We start from the raw sequence: 17,764 nt of genomic DNA, 5'->3' as shown, positions 1-17,764 counted from the left end.
CCATTTTAAAATAATTATTGCTTGTTTTCTAAACGTAATAATTCTTCAAAAGATGCAATGGCTACTTCCATTTGATCATCTGTTGGTTCTTTCGTTGTTAATAGTTGCAGCCATAATCCAGGATATCCAAGTACGCGTAATACAGGAATATCTCGTAATCGATTCGTAAATTGCAATACTTCAAACGAAATACCAAGTACGACTGGAATTAATAAAATTCGGTTGATAACTCGTGCCCAAAGTGGATCTGTAGGAACGAGGAAATAAACAAACATTCCAATAATGACTGTAAATATAATAAAGCTACTACCACAGCGATAATGGAGGCGAGTTTGTTTTTGAACATTTTCTACAGTCAGTGAAAGATTATTTTCATAAGCATTGATTACTTTATGCTCTGCACCATGGTACTGAAATACCCGCTTAATAAGTGGAGTTAAAGAAATAAAGTATATATAGCTCAATAATAGCATGAGCTTAATGACACTTTCGACAATGATTTGCCCTGTATGAGATGGGAAAATCGGTCTCGTTAATTCAGCTAATAGTGCAGGAACTGCTGTGAAAATGACTTTACCGAATATGAACGATAAAACGCCAACTGCCGCAACCCCTAATACCATCGTTAATTTTGATTGATCTTCTTTTTTATTCGCAAGTTCTTCATCTTCTTCTGGGTGGACATCAAATCGTTCTGAAGCAAAGTTTAAATGTTTTGCTCCATTCGCGCTTGCATCCACAATAGCGGCAATTCCTCGTAAAATGGGAATCTTCTTTAGGATAGATAATGCTTTATTACGAACGCGTGGTAATCGATAAAATTCAATCGATTTATCTTTACGACGAACCGCTGTAACAGTATATTCTCTACCGCCAAACATAACTCCTTCTATGACTGCTTGCCCGCCATATATTTGCTTTGACTCTTCTGCCATGTTAACACCAACCTGTATTTGTTTCTCTCTTATGTAGAAAAAGAGGCAATTGTCATACTGGGTTCTGTCATCTTGAAATAAGACAATCACCGAGTTTCCTTTATTTTATCGACAAATACAAGTGGATGACAAGGAAAAATGTTACGAGAGTCGGACATTTCTTATTCTTTTTATAGACAAATTTCGCAGTATTTAAACATGCTTCAAAATAGTTTCGGGCATACTATTGAGCGGAGGTGTCAATGTGAATCAAGAACAATTAGGATCAAGGAATTTTGTACAGATTGGTTTGTTTGGTGGAATCTTTTGGGGAGGGATATGGTATTTCCTTCATATATTTTCATTCACGGAAGCGGGACCAAATTATTTCCTTTTACCATTTGCATTTGGAAGTTGGAAAGAAGGGGTATGGGGCAATATGTCAGGGATTGTTTGTATGGGACTTCTTTCGATTTTAATTGCCTTTTTGTATAAAGCATTTTTTGCAAAGTTTGAAGGGGTTGTTTCAGGGGTGATTTATGGTCTGTTTTGGTGGGCATTACTATTTTTCGGGATGGGGTTAATAGCGCCTACTATTAAAAGTGCGCTCAATTTGCCGAAAGAAACGATTGTGACGACAATATGTATTTTTATATTGTATGGTGTGTTTATTGCATATTCCGTTTCGTACGCAGTGAATAGTAATAAAGCTGAGCAAGAAGGGGACGAGAAGACAAACTATTCAAATAAGTAATTCGTGTGGTAAAATGTCGTATAGACATTCTTTAATATTAAGGAGTTTTAAGAAAATGAAAAAGTTACTCCTCGTAAACGGTCCAAACCTAAATCGCCTTGGTGTCAGAGAGGTAAATGTATACGGAAAAGGAACGTTAGCGACGCTTGAAACAGATATGAAACAAGAAGCAGAGAAAATGGGAGTGGAGTTAGAATGTTTCCAATCGAATCATGAAGGAGCTATTATTGATATTATTCATGAGGCTGATGACATATATGAAGGAATCATTCTAAATCCAGGTGCATTTACGCATTATAGCTACGCGATTCGGGATGCTATCGCAAGTGTTTCGATCCCTGTTATTGAAGTACATATTTCTAACATTCACAAGCGTGAGGCGTTTCGTCATGAATCTGTGACAGCGGCTGTTTGTGCGGGACAAATTGTTGGATTTGGTTTTTATGGCTATAAGCTAGCGTTATTTGCATTAATGGAGAAATTGAGGGAGGCATAAAGTAATGGAGAAGATCGAGAGATTAAGAAGTGCGTTTGATGAGGCTGGTATTGACGGTATTTTGTTAACAAATGAACATAGTCGTAGATATATGGCTAACTTCACAGGAACAGCTGGTGTTGTACTAATTTCAAAAGAGCGTGCGCTATTTATTACTGATTTCCGTTATGTAGAGCAAGCTAGTAAGCAAGCGGTTGGATATGAAATTGTACAGCATGCAGGATTAATTCTTGATGAAGTGGCGAAACAAGTAAAAGAACTTGGAATTCAAAAGTTAGGATTTGAGCAAGATACTCTTACATATAGCTCTTACGTAACCCATAATGAAGCGATTGAAGCTGAATTTATCCCAACTTCTGGGCTTGTAGAAAAGTTACGCTTGATAAAGACTGATTCAGAGATTAAGATATTAAAGGAAGCTGCACAGATTGCAGATGCTGCCTTTGAGCATATTCTATCATTCATTCGCCCGGGAGTATCTGAAATTGAAGTGTCAAATGAACTTGAATTTTTCATGAGAAAACAAGGAGCAACATCTTCTTCGTTTGATATTATCGTTGCTTCAGGTCTTCGTTCGGCATTACCGCACGGCGTGGCATCTGAAAAAGTGATAGAAACAGGAGATTTCGTTACATTAGACTTCGGCGCTTATTACAAAGGATATTGCTCTGATATTACTCGTACGATTGCAGTCGGTGAACCATCTGATAAATTAAAAGAAATTTATAATATCGTTTTAGAAGCACAACTACGTGGTGTGAACGGTATTAAAGCTGGTTTAACAGGCCGTGAAGCTGATGCATTAACGCGTGATTACATAACGGAAAAAGGATACGGTGAATACTTCGGGCACTCTACTGGTCATGGAATCGGTCTTGAAATCCATGAAGCACCAGGTTTAGCGTTCCGTTCTGATACAGTACTTGAACCAGGTATGGCTGTAACAGTAGAACCAGGTATTTATATTCCGGGTATTGGCGGCGTACGTATTGAAGATGATATCATTGTAACAAGTGAAGGTAATGAAGTAATTACGAAATCACCAAAAGAACTTATTATTTTGTAATACACAGGAGGATTTTTTTACATGATTTCAGTAAACGATTTTCGTACAGGTTTAACAATTTCAGTGGATAATGCCCTTTGGCAAGTACTTGATTTCCAACACGTAAAGCCAGGTAAAGGTGCTGCTTTCGTTCGTTCAAAACTACGTAACATTCGCACAGGATCTGTTCAAGAGAAAACATTCCGTGCAGGTGAGAAAGTAGAAAAAGCACATATCGAAAACCGTCGTATGCAATACTTATACGCGAGCGGTGAGGCTCACGTATTTATGGATAACGGAACTTATGAGCAAATCGAACTTGGTGAAAACCAAATCGAGCGCGAGCTTAAATTCCTAAAAGAAAACATGGAAGTAGCAATTATGACATACCAGGACGAAGTACTTGGTGTTGAACTTCCGAACACAGTTGAATTAAAAGTGTCAGAAACAGAGCCTGGTATTAAAGGTGACACAGCTTCTAACGTAACAAAACCAGCTACATTAGAAACTGGTCTTGTTGTACAAGTACCAATCTTCATTAACGAAGGCGAAATGCTTATCATCAACACTGGTGAAGGTAAATACGTATCTCGTGCATAGTAGAAAAGCACTCGTGATTATCACGAGTGCTTTTTTTATAAGAAATAGGGCAGGTAGTAAATCGCGGTTATAACAAAACTAACTAAGACAAGTGAAAGAGTCCCCATAATATATGGAGTCAAAACAATTTGAAATGGTTTTATTTCACCAGTCTCAACGCCAGTTAATGTCTTACTTACTGCGTGATCCATAATGTTGTTTCTATGATTACTCATAATAATGAACCATGTGATGGCAAATATGGCTAAACTGCCAAGGAAAAAGGTCTCCATAAATGACCAACTGACTATTTTTGAAAAAAGATAAATAAGGGCTAATTCTACTACAATTGTTAAACTAATTTTCAATGCTTTCATATTTTTCCCCCTCATTTTGAACTTCCAACCAATTTAAAAAATTCTCGCGGGATACAACATGCAGTATGCAAGATGATTTTATGTCCTTTTCTAAAGCAGTATGTTCATCAGGAAAGCTATCTTCCACATGCAATGAAATATAAGGTAGTTTCTCTTGTGCTTTTAAAGAACGAATGTTAGTTGTTTTAGCACCAGCGAATACGTATGTAAGTTGCAAGTCTAAAAAGGCGATTTTAAAGATTTCTTTTTTAGCAGCTTCGTTATAGCCTTTTCCCCAGTATGGATAACCAAGCCAACTACCAATGTGAGATTGCTTCTTTTCATAATTAATATGTTTAAGCGTGGTGAGGCCGATTATTTCATTCTCTTCATTTACAATCACTCTCGATAAAGATTTTTTTTGGCGTTCTTCTTCTATTGCAAAAAGAAGGAACGCCTTCGTGTCTTCGATTTTCTCTACCTTTATTCCTAATGCATTTTTCACATGTGGATCACTTGATAGCTCGAAAATCCCATTTGCATATCGTAAATCGAGTGGTAATAAAGTAACATGCTGCATCATCTATTCCCCTTTTTATTAAATATATCATAAAACACCATTATATTAATGAGAATATTCAGAATAAATAGAGATGGTAGAGAAAAATTATGTTTTTACTTCTGAAATAGACAACCTGTGCATATGGTTGTACAAATATATTCTTTTTGGGATGCAGAATTAGTAACCGTTACGGGAGAAGGTGGGAGAATGAAACAGTGGCTAGCGGCAATGGAAACATCCGTGCTTGTAATGGGAGCACTTCGGTTGTTTTCAGGAAGCGCGGAAATATTTGCTGCTTTGCTTATGCTGTACGTGAATGATGCGAAGAAAGCATTGTTTATAAATGGTATGTTGGCGTTTGTTGGACCGACCGTATTGATTTTAACAATGACAGTTGGCATAGCGAGTGTGGCAAGTGAGATTTCCTTCTTGAAACTCTTTTTTCTAGCACTTGGAATCGGCTGTATTTTTATCGCGTTGTTGAAATAGTAAGTCGAGTATAGTGGGGAGAAGCATATGAAAGAAGTATTAGAAGTTTTACCGAAAACGATGAAACAGTTAGTGGAAGGTTGTAAGCAATACGATACTTTAGAGGAAATTCGTGTTCGAATTGGAAGACCGCTAGAGTGTATTGCGCATGGAGAAGTGTTTTTTTATGACTATATTGCTACAGCAGAAGATGCTATTTACTTATTGAATAAGTTAAGTCAATTCTCAATTTATACGATGGAAGAGGAATTGAAACGCGGATATGTGACACTTCGAGGGGGACATAGAATTGGGCTAGCTGGAAAAGTCATTACAGAAAAAAGCGCAGTGAAAATGATTCGTGATGTCTCTTCATTTAATATTCGTATTGCCCGTCAAAAAATAGGAATTGCAGAGCCACTTTTGCCATATTTGTATGAATCAAGGTGGTTAAACACGATGGTAATTGGACCACCACAAACAGGAAAAACAACACTTTTAAGAGATGTGGCACGCTGCATGAGTCAAGGTGTAAGTGCTTCGCAAATTCCTTCTTGTAAAGTGGGGATTGTTGATGAACGGTCAGAAATTGCTGGCTGTGTGAAAGGAATCCCGCAATATGATTTTGGCACACGAGTAGATGTGTTAGACGCTTGTCCAAAGGCTGAAGGAATGATGATGATGATTCGTTCTATGAGTCCAGATATTTTAATCGTAGATGAAATTGGGCGTAAAGAAGATAGTGAAGCGATTATGGAGGCAGTGCACGCGGGGGTGCAGCTTTTCATAAGTGCACACGGATTTTCCTATGATGATGTTGTTAAACGGCCATCGCTAAAGGCAGTGCTGGAGCTTGGCATATTTGATAGGTTTGTGGAGTTATCAAAAGCGAGAGGCCCAGGAACAGTTATGCAAGTGAAAGATAGATACGGAAAACCAGTATTGCCTCATAGAAAGGCGCAAGGCGTATGGTGAAAATATTTGGTGCGGTATTAATAGTTGCTGTCAGTACCTTTTTCGGGTTTTCATACGCTAAAAGATACAGTGAGAGACCACGGCAACTTAGATTATTAAAATCGGCACTTCAATCACTAGAAGCAGAAATTATGTATGGACACACACCTTTATCTGAAGCTGCTGAGCGATTAGTAAAACAAATGCCGAAGCCACTGAATTGGATATTTCAAAGTTTCGCCAAAAAATTAGAAAGCGGGGAACAAACAGTAAGAGAAGCTTGGATAGATAGTTTGAAAGAGAACTGGAGGTTAACCGCATTTCAACAAACCGAGTATGAAATACTGCAGCAATTTGGTGAAACGCTCGGGCAACATGACCGCGACTCCCAACAAAAGCATATTCGTTTATGTATTACACATTTGGAGAGAGAAGAAGGAGAAGCGAAAGCATTACAACTGCAATACGAAAAAATGATTAAGAGTTTAGGGGTACTAGCAGGGCTACTTATCGTAATTTTACTGCTATAGGAGGGAGAAAGGCGATGTCCATTGATGTTGGATTAATATTTCAAATCGCCGGAATCGGCATTGTTTTAGCTTTCATTCATACTGTATTAAAAGAATTAAAGCGAGAGGATATTGCAAATTGGGTTATCCTTGTCGGTTTTGTCGTTATTTTATTTCATGTTGCATTTTTAATTAATACGCTGTTCGACAAGATTAAAAGTGTCTTTCTCTTCCAGTAAAGGAGGCGGTTCGAATCGAAATTATACAAATTGTCGGATTAGGCCTCGTTGCTACGTTTTTAGCAGCTATTTTAAATCAACATAAATCTAGCATTACATCGTTATTTATTGTGTTCGTAGGTAGTGTGATGTTTCTTCTTTTAATCGATCAAATTCACTCTATTTTACAAATGATTGAGAGAGTGGCGAGTGAAGCGAAAGTTAGCAACGTATATGTAGAAACGTTATTAAAAATTATTGGGATTGCTTATATAGCTGAGTTTGGAGCGCAAATTACAAAAGATGCTGGTCAAGGTGCAATCGCTTCGAAAATTGAATTAGCTGGAAAAATCTTAATTCTCGTTATGGCAATTCCTATTTTGACGGTTGTAATTGAAACTATTCTCGGATTTTTACCGACGGGATAAGGGGGAGTGAATGTTGAGGAGGTTTGGAGCTAAGCTGCTATTTGCTTGCTTCCTTTTCTTTTCTTTACCGGTTGTTGTACAAGCTTCTCCTGTAGAAACAAACGTCGTCGATCAACAATTGGATAAGCTCGGAATTGAAGATGTGAAGCAATTTTGGGACGGGCTAGTTACGAAATATGGAGGCTACTTACCAGAGAGCCAAAAAGGAAGCTTTATGGAATTTGTAAAGGGAGAAAAAGAATTCTCTATAAAAGAGTGGATGCTAGGTTTATTGAAATATTTATTTCACGAGCTTGTTGCCAATGGAAAACTGCTTGGAACGCTCATTATGCTCACAATTTTCAGTGCATTGTTGCAATCGCTGCAATCTTCCTTTTCAAAGAGTAGCGTAAGTAAAATTGCTGATGCAGTTGTATATATGGTACTTATTATTTTCGCTTTAAATAGTTTTTATGTCGTCATGACATATGCAAGAGAAACGATACAAACAATGGTAGATTTCATATTAGCGCTATTGCCAATACTACTTGCCCTCATAGCAACTGGGGGCGGTGTTGTATCTGTATCGTTCTTTCATCCGATTATCATTTTCTTGATGAATACGAGTGGGCTTCTTATGAATTATATCGTTCTACCACTTTTATTACTTGCAACGATATTAAGTATTGTAAGTACGATGAGTGATCAATATAAAGTTACGAAATTGTCCAAGCTTCTGCAAAACGTTAGCGTTGGGATTATCGGCATCTTTTTAACAATTTTTTTAGGTGTATTATCTGTACAAGGAACAGCGACAGCTGTTGCTGATGGAATAGCTGTGAAAACTGCTAAGTTTGTAACAGGGAATTTTATTCCAGTAGTCGGAAGGATGTTTACAGAGGCGGCAGATACGGTTATTAGCGCATCAGGATTATTAAAAAACACAGTCGGAATTATGGGGCTCGTCATTTTATGCTTAATTGTCGCTTTTCCAGCGATTCAAATTTTTTGTATCGCATTTATTTATAAATTCGCAGCAGCAGTATTACAGCCAGTTGGCGGCGGAGCAATTATTCAATGTTTAGATATCATTGGACGAAGCATCACTTACGTATTTGCTTGCTTAGCTATCGTATCATTTATGTTCTTTTTAAGTATCACAATTATTATTGCTGCGGGGAACATTACACTTATGATGCGGTAGGAGGTGAAGAGTATGCAATTTGTTACAGAATGGATTAGAAATATTATTGTTTTTTTACTCTTAGCGACAATGCTTCATCTTATTCTTCCAAATTCGAACTTACAAAAGTACGTTAAATTCGTCGTAAGTCTATTATTAATTGTATTAATTTTAACGCCTCTTTTTAAACTATTGCAAACAGATGTAAATGAAGTAATCGCAAATTTTAATGAAGAAAAGTACGTAGCAGATGGATCTGTAAAAAATTCAATAGATTCGAAGAAAAAAGAAATACAAGCTCTAACACGTGCATATAGTTTAGAAGAGATGGCTACCAAAATGAAAAAAGAAGTAGGAAAAGAATTCGAGAAAAAATATGGTATGACAGTCTCTGAAATACAAATAGTCGCAGCGGAAAGTGCAGAAGAAGTAAAATCAGCAAAAGATATTCAATCTGTTGTTGTGACGCTGAAAGAAAAAGAACGTAATAAAAATGACGCAATCGAAACAGTAAAGCCAATTGAAATTAACACGAAAGAGCCTCCAAAAAAAGTAAAAGAAACGAATGTAGAAATGAAAGATTTCTTTTCAAGCAGGTGGCAACTAGAGAATAAACAAATCCAAGTTCAAATGGAAGGGGGACAGGTAGAGTAAATGGACAATAAAGATAAAAATTCGAAGTTCTCATTTTTTCGAAACTTATTGAATGGGGATGAAAAAGAAAGCAATGAGAAGGGGAAAAAGGTAACACCTAAGTTTTTACTTGTCCTACTCATACTTGGGATTTTGCTTATGTTTTCTAGTAATTTCTTTGCGAGTAAAAAAGAAGAAGTACCTGTATTTAAAGAACAAAAAACTCAAAATCAAGAAAAAGACGTACCAACCTTCGGGCAAAAAAGTAATGATAGTATGTCAAATGTAGAAAAATATGAAAAAGCGTATGAACAAGAATTAAAAGCAGCTTTAGAAGAAATAGCAGGAGTAAAAGATGTAACGATTAAAGTGAATTTAGATTCATCTGAAGAAAAAATATTAGAAAAAAATACAGTGAAACGCTCACAAACAACAGGTGAAACAGATAAAGCAGGCGGTAAGAGGGAAGTAGAGGACGAGTCTCTTGATGAAAAGACCGTCATTATACGTGAAGGTGATAAAGAAACTCCTATTGTTTTACGTACAGAGAAACCGAAAGTACGAGGTGTTCTTGTCGTAGCAAAGGGAGTGGATAATATACAAATAAAAGCAATGGTAAAAGAAGCTGTGATACGGCTACTAGATGTACCAGCCCATCGCGTTTCAGTGTCACCGAAAAATTGATAGGGAGGAAATAAAGTGTTAAAAAAACAAACGGTTTGGTTATTAACGATGTTAAGTTTAGTTGTTGTACTATCTGTTTATTACGTAACAACTCCTGACAAAATGAATACAGCGGCACCAACAACAGGTGAAAAGATTGGGCAAGAAAAGCAAGGTACTGACAAAGCAGTAACAAACGAAACACCAAATAAAGAAACAACAAAAGAATCTCCAAACAAAGAAAATGCAAGTAAGGAAACAACAAATAAAGAAAATGCTAAAAAAGAAACAGAGAAAAAAGAAACAAGTAAAAAAGAGGCGAATGTATCAATTCAATCAAGCGATGAGAATTTCACAGCTTTACGTATGCAAATGGAAGATCAGCGTAGTGCTGAAAAAGAAAAATTACAAAATGTAATAAAATCATCTAACGCTACAGCGGAAGAAAGAAGTAAGGCAAAAGATGGTATGGATGCAATTGCTACAATGGAAACAAAAGAAGGTTTACTTGAAACAGTTATTAAAGCTCAAGGTGGATATAAAGATGCCCTTGTAAGAGCTGATGGAACAGACATTAGAGTAACTGTTAAAGCGGCAAAGCATTCACAAAAAGAAGCGAATAAAATTATTCAGCTTGTAAGAAGTGAAGGCGGCTCAAAAAATGTAGGAGTAAAATTTGATCCGGCAACAAAATAAAGTGAAACTTTAATCTGTGGGGATTTTCTTAAACCAGTTAGATAAATAGAATAATAGAAAAAGCTATCGCTTTCGATAGCTTTTTTCTATTTCGTCTTTGTAGTTGCTTTTACTATGTTCAACTCGGAACGGAGAAATACGCTGTGAGTAAAAGATTAACGGTTCATGGTAATGATGATTGCTTTTCCCAGATTTGACGTGGATGAAGAGAACGAATGCCCAGACCATTACGGCAGGTAAGAAAAGAATGAGCCATATCATATGTCCACACCTCGATACAATATATTTTCTACACTTTGAACATACTATTTTTATATGAAGGAATGATGAACGGTGTGTAAACAAAAAAATAATATTTGGTAAAAATATATTATTGACTATAGATGAGGGGAAGAGTGGAGAAGGAATTGTAGGTTTACTATGTAGTGTTTTGAAAAAGTAAGGAATGTTTTTTAGGAAGTGGTCTTGCCAATTTTGTGTGAAACTTGGTATTATTACTAGGTATTAATTTTTTAGTGGAATAATATTTTTACAGGAGTTTCGATTTATTACAAAGAAAAATAAATTGGAATGTTTAAAAAATTTATCGTAAGATAGGAATAGTAAATATTTCTATTAGTAAATGAAATGAATTTTCTAATAGAATACATCGTATTTTTACAGGCAATCTAGTTTTAGTACCTGTAAAAACGGGACAAACAAGAGTATGGGAGTGGATTTTACATGTTTAAAATTCAAGAAGTTCGTGAATTAATTAAATTAATTGATAGCTCTAATATTGATGAATTTGAATACAAAAAAGACGGTACAACAATTAAAATGAAAAAGCGTGGGAATGAAGTTGTTGCGATGCAAGCACCTGTAGTAAAACAAGCTATGCAACCAGTAGCACCTGTTGAAGTTGAAACAACAGTAGCGGCAGCACAAGTAGAAGCGCAAAAACAAGAAGAGAAGAAAGCTGTTCAAAATGAAAACCTACATAAAATTACTTCACCGATGGTAGGTACATTTTATGCTTCATCTTCACCTGATACACCTGCATATGTAAGTGTTGGAGACAAAGTATCGAAAGATTCTATCGTATGTATTGTTGAGGCTATGAAGTTATTTAACGAAATTGACGCTGATGTAGAAGGCGAAATCGTTGAGATTCTTGTTAATAACGGACAGCTTGTTGAGTATGGACAACCGCTATTTCTTGTAAAAGCGTAATAAGGGAGTCTTTGTGATGATAAAAAAAGTATTAATAGCCAATCGTGGGGAAATTGCTGTACGAATTATTCGTGCTTGTAAAGAAATGGATATTGAAACAGTTGCAATTTATTCAGAAGCAGATAAAGAGTCACTTCACGTACAGATTGCAGATGAGGCGTATTGTGTAGGACCAACGGTTTCAAAAGAAAGCTATTTAAATTTGACGAACATTATTAGCGTTGCGAAGTTAACGGGCTGCGATGCAATTCATCCGGGATACGGATTTTTAGCAGAGAATGCAGACTTTGCAGAGTTATGCCGTGAGTGTAACTTGATTTTTATCGGTCCAAGCCCAGAAGCTATTTCAAAGATGGGCACAAAAGACGTTGCTCGTGATACAATGAAAGAAGCAGGGGTTCCGATTGTACCAGGTTCACAAGGGATTATTAAAAATACCGAAGAAGCGATCGAGCTTGCTAATCAAATTGGATATCCAGTTATTATTAAAGCGACTGCAGGTGGCGGCGGAAAAGGTATTCGTGTTGCGCGCCATGAGGAAGAGCTAGTTAAAGGAATTCAAATTACACAGCAAGAAGCTAGTACCGCTTTTGGGAACCCTGGTGTATACTTAGAAAAGTACGTTGAAGATTTCCGCCATGTTGAGATTCAAATAATGGCAGATGCACACGGAAATGCCATTCATTTAGGAGAGCGTGATTGTACAATTCAGCGCCGTTTGCAAAAACTATTAGAAGAAAGCCCATCACCTGCACTGGATGAAAATATTCGTAAGCAGATGGGTGAAGCGGCAGTTAAAGCGGCGGTAGCGGTTGATTATACAGGTGCTGGTACGGTTGAGTTTATTTATGAATATAAAACGAAAAGCTTTTATTTCATGGAGATGAATACGAGAATTCAAGTTGAGCATCCAGTTACTGAAATGGTAACAGGGATGGATTTAATTAAAGAACAAATTCTTGTTGCTTCTGGAGAAAAGTTATCGTTACAGCAAGAAGAAGTACAATTTAATGGTTGGGCAATTGAATGCCGAATTAATGCGGAAAACCCTGCCAAAAAATTCATGCCATCTCCAGGTAAAGTAGAAATGTACTTGCCACCAGGCGGATTTGGTATTCGCGTCGATTCAGCTGTATATCCGGGATATTCAATCCCACCTTTCTATGATTCGATGGTCGCTAAATTAATTGTTCACGGAAAAACACGTGAAGAAGCAATTGCAAAAATGAAGCGAGCGCTTAGTGAATTTGTCATTGAAGGCGTACATACAACAATCCCGTTCCATTTGCAATTGCTAGATCATCCTGATTTTGTAAAAGGTGAGTTTAATACGAAATTTTTGGAAGAGCATGAACTTGTGACGCAGTGATACATTAAAGGAGGTTTTTTTCATGGCTGAACATATGTTAGATATGGGTCAAGATACAACTCTTGGTAAAGTAGAAATTGCACCAGAAGTAATTGAAGTAATTGCAGGTATTGCAGCTGCTGAAGTAGAAGGTGTAGCGGCAATGCGTGGTAATTTTGCTACAGATGTTGTTGAGAAGTTAGGTAAGAAAAATCATGGTAAAGGTGTAAAGGTTGAATTAGCAAACGAAGATATTATCGTTGACCTTTATGTTGTAATGTATTTTGGCGTAGCAATTCCAGTTGTTGCACAAAAGATTCAAGACAATATTCGCCAAGCACTCTTTACAATGACAGGACTTGAGCCAAAAGAAGTGAATGTTCACATCGTTGGCGTAACATTCGAAACACAAAAAACAGAAATCGAACCAGTGTAAGAATGAAAAAGGTGCCTAGTAACATAGGCATCTTTTTTTATCGTTTCAATTTCTTCACAAATTACAACCCTCTAATTGTTATACTATTTCAAAAAATAAGAAATAAAGAAGAAAACATTTCGTTTTTCCAAAAAACGTACATTGTGATAAGATATGGAACTTGAAGTTAATCTTTTTATTATTTTTCAGCCTTGTAACCCGTGTGTGAAACGATAAATTGTGTTATTATCATTGTATTATAAGGTTGGAAAATCAATGAAAACTGTAAGAGTAAGTGAATTGACGGCTTATAAATTATAATAATATAACAAAGCATAAGGAAAGACTTGAAGCATAAAGGAGAGTTACAATGAAACGTAGGACGGCTAGAGAAAGAGCTATGCAAGCATTATATCAAATGGATATTACAGGTGAATTAGAACCGAAAGTAGCGGTGGAAAACACGCTAGATGAAGGTGAAGAAACAAATGAGTTTCTAGAATCACTTGTAGTAGGTTTTGTAGAAAATAAAGAAGCAATTGATGAAGCAATTCGTCAAAACTTAAAAAAGTGGAAGCTTGAGCGTATTAGTATTGTTGATCGCAGTATTTTACGTGTAGCTGTGTATGAAATGAAATACATGGAAGAAATTCCACACAATGTAACAATTAATGAGGCAATTGAAATTGCTAAAACATTTGGGGATGAGGAATCTCGTCGTTTTATTAACGGCGTTTTATCTAATATAAAAGATACACTGTAATTTCTTTAAGGGGGAATCTTAAAATGGTAGCAGTAATCATCAAAGGAAATGAAGTTGCGGAGAAAAAACGAGCACAATTACAAGAAGAAGTTGTGAAGTTGAAAGAGCAAGGGATTGTACCAGGATTAGCAGTTATTTTAGTTGGAGAAGATCCAGCATCTCGTTCTTATGTAAAAGGAAAAGAAAAGGGCTGTGAACAAGTAGGAATTTATTCAGAGCTAATTGAACTTCCTGAAACAATTACTGAGGAGCGTTTGCTTGCTGAAATTGATCGCTTAAATGGAGATGACCGCATTAATGGCATATTAGTGCAATTACCTTTACCAAAACGTATTGAAGAAAAAGCTATCATTGAAAGAATTTCACCAGAAAAGGATGTAGATGGATTTCACCCAATCAGCGTGGGACGTATGATGACGGGACAAGATACATTCCTTCCATGTACACCACATGGCATTGTAGAATTAGTAAAAGAAACGAATCTTGATATTTCTGGAAAACATGTCGTAGTAATTGGAAGAAGTAATATCGTCGGCAAACCAGTGGGACAATTGTTCTTAAATGAAAATGCAACTGTCACATACTGTCATTCTAAGACGCAAAATATTAAAGAGTTATCGAAGTTAGCTGATATTTTAATCGTAGCAGTTGGACGACCAAAAATGGTAACAGCTGATTATATTAAAGAAGGAGCGGTTGTAATTGATGTTGGTGTGAATCGATTAGAAACAGGTAAGCTTTGTGGTGATGTTGATTTTGACAACATGTTAGATGTTGCAGGTTACATTACGCCTGTGCCAAAAGGTGTTGGTCCAATGACGATTACAATGCTTCTTCATAATACTGTTGAATCTGCCAAGCGTGCAGGTGTCGTTTGTAAATAATTTGAGTCGGCTATGAGGAGAGAGAAATGGAGAAACAATATTTAACCGTTACAGCATTAACACGCTATATAAAAACAAAAATAGAATACGATCCGCATTTGCAGTCTGTTTGGTTAAAAGGTGAAATTTCCAACTTTAAAAATCATAGCCGTGGTCATATGTATTTTACATTGAAAGATGAAAATGCAAGAATCGCGGCGGTTATGTTTGCGGGTCATAATCGTAATATTAAATTCAGACCAGAAAATGGGATGAAGGTACTTGTAAAAGGGAAAATCTCTGTTTACGAGGCGAGTGGTTCTTATCAAATTTATATTCAAGACATGCAACCTGATGGAATCGGAAATTTGCATTTAGCTTACGAACAGTTAAAAGTTCGTTTAGAGGAAGAAGGCTTGTTTTCTCAAGTTTATAAAAAAGCAATTCCTCCGTATGCAAAAACAATAGGTGTAATCACGTCGCCAACAGGAGCAGCAATTCGTGATATTATTACAACGATTAAACGTCGTTATCCAATTGGGAATATTATTGTATTTCCGGTACTTGTACAAGGGGAGTCAGCAGCTCCCTCGATTGTACAAGCAATTCGTACAGCGAATGAAATGGGAGATATAGATGTATTAATTGTTGGACGCGGCGGAGGTTCTATTGAGGAATTGTGGGCTTTCAACGAAGAAGTGGTTGCAAGGGCGATCTTTAAGAGTGAAATTCCTATTATTTCGGCTGTAGGCCATGAAACAGATTTTACAATTGCAGATTTTGTCGCGGATTTACGTGCACCAACACCGACTGCAGCAGCTGAGCTAGCAGTACCTAATATTATAGAGTTGCAAGAAAAGGTATTACAAAGAACTCTGAGATTGCAAAGAGCGATGAGGGAGTTAGTACATAAAAAAGAAGAAAAACTACAAGTATTGCAAAAATCTTATGCGTTCCGTTATCCAAGACAAGTATATGAACAAAAGGAAGAGCAATTAGATCGCGCATTAGAACAGCTTGTTTTAGCGAAAGAGCGCTATATTGATAAAAAAGTAAATCAGTTAAAACAGCTTTCATTTTATTTAGAGAAGCACCACCCGTCTCAAAAAATTATGCAAACGAAGGTAGCTGTTGAAACGCTGCAAAAACAATTGCAACGTGAAATGCATACCTTACTTCAAACGAAAGAATTTGCTTTTGTAAGAGCTGCTCAAAAACTTGAAGTGTTAAGTCCGCTTAAAGTAATGATGAGAGGGTACGGGCTTGTATATGATGAAGAGAAGCAAGTGTTAAAAAGTGTGAAAGATGTCAGCCTTGGAGATGCTGTTTCAGTTCAATTACAAGATGGAATACTAGATTGTAGCGTATCAGGCATAGAGGAGCGTGAATTGAATAATGAAAAATAAATTAAGCTTTGAAGAGGCAATTTCGCAACTTGAGAATCTCGTTTCTAAGCTAGAACAAGGTGACGTACCGTTAGAAGAAGCAATTTCTTACTTTAAAGAAGGTATGGAATTATCTAAGTTTTGTGATGAGAAGCTTAAGAATGTACAAGAACAAATGGCAGTTATTCTTGGGGAAGATGGAGAGCTTGAACCGTTTACTGCTTTAGGAGATGAAGCATAGTGACTATCGCTTTTGATACTTTTTTGAAAGAAAGTAAAACTTTCGTAGAAGAGAAACTTGTAAGCTATGCAAATGAATTACAATGTCCAGATGTACTTCGTGAAGCGATGGCATATTCTTTGGAAGCGGGTGGGAAACGTCTTCGCCCGTTACTTTTATTTGCAACATTACAAGCGTTTGGGAAAGAAAGAAATCTTGGAGTAGGAGCAGCTTGTGCTCTTGAAATGATTCATACATACTCGTTAATTCATGATGATTTACCTTGTATGGATGATGATGATTTAAGAAGAGGAAAGGCCACAAACCATAAAGTATTTGGTGAAGCGATGGCAGTGTTAGCGGGAGACGGTTTGTTGACGTACGCTTTTCAAGTCATTATGGCATATGAGCAAAAAGAAATCTCTGCTGAAAAAAAAGTAAGACTTGTACTCGAACTTGCAAAAGCAGCAGGACCAGAAGGAATGGTTGGCGGGCAAGTGGCAGATATGGAAGCGGAAGGGAAACGACTTACAATTGATGAGTTGGAGTACATCCATAAACATAAAACAGGGAAATTGCTAGAGTATGCGGTACTTGCAGGAGCGATACTTTCTGATGCTACAGAAGAGCAGGAAGAGAAATTACTTGTGTTTGCGAAAAATATTGGCCTAGCTTTTCAAATTCGAGATGATATTTTAGATGTAGAAGGAAACGAAGAGGAAATCGGAAAACCGATTGGTAGTGACGTTTCCAATGAAAAGAGCACATATACGACGTTATTTACTGTAGATCGAGCAAAGGCTATTTTAGAAGAAACAATTGCAAAAGCAAAAGACGCTATTAGCTCCTTGCAATTACAAGATGAATATTTATTATCTATTTGTGATGTAATCGCAAAACGTAATAACTAATATAACAGCGTTTTCATTTGTTGAGTCATTTATCAATTTATGATATAAATGTAGGAAAAGGTTTTTCTTTTCTTGTTATTGGCAAAAATATATGTAGATTACATTGCCGTTATCACTTCGTGTTAGCGGCTATTTTTTTCATCGCCGAAAGAAATATGGTTTATAATAGGATTAGGGTACAATAGACTGGTGAATAGCAAAACGAGATGA

At 36.6% G+C, this 17,764-nt stretch carries 24 protein-coding genes and 1 pseudogene; 21 read left to right on the top strand and 4 right to left on the bottom strand.

Going from position 1 to position 17,764, the window contains the following annotated elements:
• Window positions 1-14: 14 nt before the first annotated feature.
• Window positions 15-935, bottom strand: coding sequence for a DUF1385 domain-containing protein (locus MR065_RS01405; protein WP_242212240.1), 921 nt, complete (start codon window positions 933-935; stop codon window positions 15-17).
• Between the two features lie 244 nt (window positions 936-1,179).
• Between MR065_RS01405 and MR065_RS01400 the strand changes: the two genes are divergently transcribed.
• Genes MR065_RS01400 through efp form a run of 4 tightly spaced genes read left to right on the top strand, consistent with a single transcriptional unit; the run spans window position 1,180 to window position 3,809 of the window.
• The gene (locus MR065_RS01400) at window positions 1,180-1,668 is read left to right on the top strand and encodes a YqhR family membrane protein (protein WP_242212239.1); all 489 of its coding nucleotides are present in this window, start codon (window positions 1,180-1,182) and stop codon (window positions 1,666-1,668) included.
• A 55-nt stretch (window positions 1,669-1,723) separates the two neighbouring features.
• Entirely contained in the window at window positions 1,724-2,164 is a 441-nt protein-coding gene (gene aroQ / locus MR065_RS01395; protein ID WP_097902638.1) for a type II 3-dehydroquinate dehydratase, read from the top strand.
• 4 nt (window positions 2,165-2,168) lie between these two features.
• A complete protein-coding gene (pepQ, locus tag MR065_RS01390; protein WP_097902637.1) occupies window positions 2,169-3,230 on the top strand; it encodes a Xaa-Pro dipeptidase in 1,062 nt (353 codons plus the stop codon).
• 21 nt (window positions 3,231-3,251) lie between these two features.
• Window positions 3,252-3,809, top strand: a complete 558-nt coding sequence (efp, locus tag MR065_RS01385; protein WP_000626514.1) for an elongation factor P — start codon at window positions 3,252-3,254, stop codon at window positions 3,807-3,809.
• Between the two features lie 35 nt (window positions 3,810-3,844).
• Here efp and MR065_RS01380 read toward each other — a convergent pair whose 3' ends face one another.
• Window positions 3,845-4,165 carry a hypothetical protein gene (locus MR065_RS01380; RefSeq protein WP_098268071.1) on the bottom strand — a complete coding sequence of 107 codons (321 nt, stop codon included), beginning with the start codon at window positions 4,163-4,165 and terminating at the stop codon, window positions 3,845-3,847.
• Window positions 4,146-4,724: a GNAT family N-acetyltransferase gene (locus MR065_RS01375; protein WP_242212238.1), complete on the bottom strand. Its 579-nt coding sequence runs from the start codon at window positions 4,722-4,724 to the stop codon at window positions 4,146-4,148. The genes MR065_RS01380 and MR065_RS01375 overlap by 20 nt, the downstream gene beginning before the upstream one ends.
• Before the next feature lie 189 nt (window positions 4,725-4,913).
• On the opposite strand from MR065_RS01375, the gene MR065_RS01370 reads away from it, so the two are divergent.
• From MR065_RS01370 to MR065_RS01330, 9 genes and pseudogenes are all read left to right on the top strand, one after another.
• The gene (locus tag MR065_RS01370) at window positions 4,914-5,195 is read left to right on the top strand and encodes a YqhV family protein (RefSeq protein WP_097902678.1); all 282 of its coding nucleotides are present in this window, start codon (window positions 4,914-4,916) and stop codon (window positions 5,193-5,195) included.
• Between the two features lie 27 nt (window positions 5,196-5,222).
• A complete protein-coding gene (gene spoIIIAA, locus MR065_RS01365) occupies window positions 5,223-6,149 on the top strand; it encodes a stage III sporulation protein AA (protein ID WP_098769078.1) in 927 nt (308 codons plus the stop codon).
• Window positions 6,143-6,658 (top strand): stage III sporulation protein SpoIIIAB, encoded by a 516-nt coding sequence (gene spoIIIAB, locus MR065_RS01360; RefSeq protein ID WP_097902633.1) that lies wholly within the window; start codon window positions 6,143-6,145, stop codon window positions 6,656-6,658. Before spoIIIAA ends, spoIIIAB begins: the two co-directional genes overlap by 7 nt.
• A 14-nt stretch (window positions 6,659-6,672) precedes the next feature.
• Window positions 6,673-6,876 (top strand): stage III sporulation protein AC, encoded by a 204-nt coding sequence (gene spoIIIAC, locus MR065_RS01355; RefSeq protein ID WP_000020914.1) that lies wholly within the window; start codon window positions 6,673-6,675, stop codon window positions 6,874-6,876.
• Between the two features lie 23 nt (window positions 6,877-6,899).
• Complete coding sequence (gene spoIIIAD, locus MR065_RS01350; protein ID WP_097902632.1) at window positions 6,900-7,283, top strand: stage III sporulation protein AD; 384 nt, start codon at window positions 6,900-6,902, stop codon at window positions 7,281-7,283.
• A gap of 10 nt (window positions 7,284-7,293) precedes the next feature.
• Window positions 7,294-8,466 (top strand): stage III sporulation protein AE, encoded by a 1,173-nt coding sequence (gene spoIIIAE, locus MR065_RS01345; RefSeq protein WP_098989916.1) that lies wholly within the window; start codon window positions 7,294-7,296, stop codon window positions 8,464-8,466.
• Between the two features lie 12 nt (window positions 8,467-8,478).
• Window positions 8,479-9,110 (top strand): annotated as a pseudogene (spoIIIAF, locus tag MR065_RS01340) (stage III sporulation protein AF).
• Entirely contained in the window at window positions 9,100-9,762 is a 663-nt protein-coding gene (gene spoIIIAG, locus MR065_RS01335; protein WP_242212237.1) for a stage III sporulation protein AG, read from the top strand. Before spoIIIAF ends, spoIIIAG begins: the two are co-directional and overlap by 11 nt.
• A gap of 15 nt (window positions 9,763-9,777) precedes the next feature.
• On the top strand, window positions 9,778-10,437 hold the full coding sequence (locus MR065_RS01330; protein WP_242212236.1) for a SpoIIIAH-like family protein: 660 nt from the start codon (window positions 9,778-9,780) through the stop codon (window positions 10,435-10,437).
• Window positions 10,438-10,500: 63 nt separating this feature from the next.
• Here MR065_RS01330 and MR065_RS01325 read toward each other — a convergent pair whose 3' ends face one another.
• The gene (locus MR065_RS01325; RefSeq protein ID WP_242212235.1) at window positions 10,501-10,698 is read right to left on the bottom strand and encodes a DNA recombination protein RecO; all 198 of its coding nucleotides are present in this window, start codon (window positions 10,696-10,698) and stop codon (window positions 10,501-10,503) included.
• 462 nt (window positions 10,699-11,160) lie between these two features.
• Here MR065_RS01325 and accB point away from each other — a divergent pair, with 462 nt between their 5' ends.
• The 8 genes from accB to ispA all read left to right on the top strand — a co-directional run bounded on the left by accB (window position 11,161) and on the right by ispA (window position 17,554).
• Window positions 11,161-11,649 (top strand): acetyl-CoA carboxylase biotin carboxyl carrier protein, encoded by a 489-nt coding sequence (gene accB / locus MR065_RS01320; protein WP_242212234.1) that lies wholly within the window; start codon window positions 11,161-11,163, stop codon window positions 11,647-11,649.
• Window positions 11,650-11,665: 16 nt separating this feature from the next.
• Window positions 11,666-13,018, top strand: coding sequence for an acetyl-CoA carboxylase biotin carboxylase subunit (accC, locus tag MR065_RS01315; RefSeq protein WP_071713037.1), 1,353 nt, complete (start codon window positions 11,666-11,668; stop codon window positions 13,016-13,018).
• Window positions 13,019-13,040: 22 nt separating this feature from the next.
• Window positions 13,041-13,433 carry an Asp23/Gls24 family envelope stress response protein gene (locus tag MR065_RS01310; RefSeq protein WP_000807630.1) on the top strand — a complete coding sequence of 131 codons (393 nt, stop codon included), beginning with the start codon at window positions 13,041-13,043 and terminating at the stop codon, window positions 13,431-13,433.
• A gap of 349 nt (window positions 13,434-13,782) precedes the next feature.
• Entirely contained in the window at window positions 13,783-14,175 is a 393-nt protein-coding gene (gene nusB / locus MR065_RS01305; protein ID WP_000830247.1) for a N utilization substance protein NusB, read from the top strand.
• Between the two features lie 23 nt (window positions 14,176-14,198).
• Window positions 14,199-15,059, top strand: coding sequence for a bifunctional methylenetetrahydrofolate dehydrogenase/methenyltetrahydrofolate cyclohydrolase FolD (gene folD, locus MR065_RS01300; protein WP_242212233.1), 861 nt, complete (start codon window positions 14,199-14,201; stop codon window positions 15,057-15,059).
• Between the two features lie 26 nt (window positions 15,060-15,085).
• Window positions 15,086-16,444, top strand: a complete 1,359-nt coding sequence (xseA, locus tag MR065_RS01295; protein WP_097902624.1) for an exodeoxyribonuclease VII large subunit — start codon at window positions 15,086-15,088, stop codon at window positions 16,442-16,444.
• Window positions 16,434-16,664 carry an exodeoxyribonuclease VII small subunit gene (gene xseB, locus MR065_RS01290; protein ID WP_097902623.1) on the top strand — a complete coding sequence of 77 codons (231 nt, stop codon included), beginning with the start codon at window positions 16,434-16,436 and terminating at the stop codon, window positions 16,662-16,664. The genes xseA and xseB overlap by 11 nt, the downstream gene beginning before the upstream one ends.
• A complete protein-coding gene (gene ispA / locus MR065_RS01285) occupies window positions 16,664-17,554 on the top strand; it encodes a (2E,6E)-farnesyl diphosphate synthase (RefSeq protein ID WP_242212232.1) in 891 nt (296 codons plus the stop codon). Before xseB ends, ispA begins: the two co-directional genes overlap by 1 nt.
• Window positions 17,555-17,764: the final 210 nt, after the last annotated feature.

Origin of the sequence: Bacillus cereus group sp. BfR-BA-01383 (assembly GCF_022663495.1) — a bacterium.
Lineage (GTDB): Bacteria > Bacillota > Bacilli > Bacillales > Bacillaceae_G > Bacillus_A > Bacillus_A cereus_AU.
The sequence above is the reverse complement of the archived record's forward strand: the minus strand, read 5'-3'. Positions and strand labels throughout refer to the sequence as shown.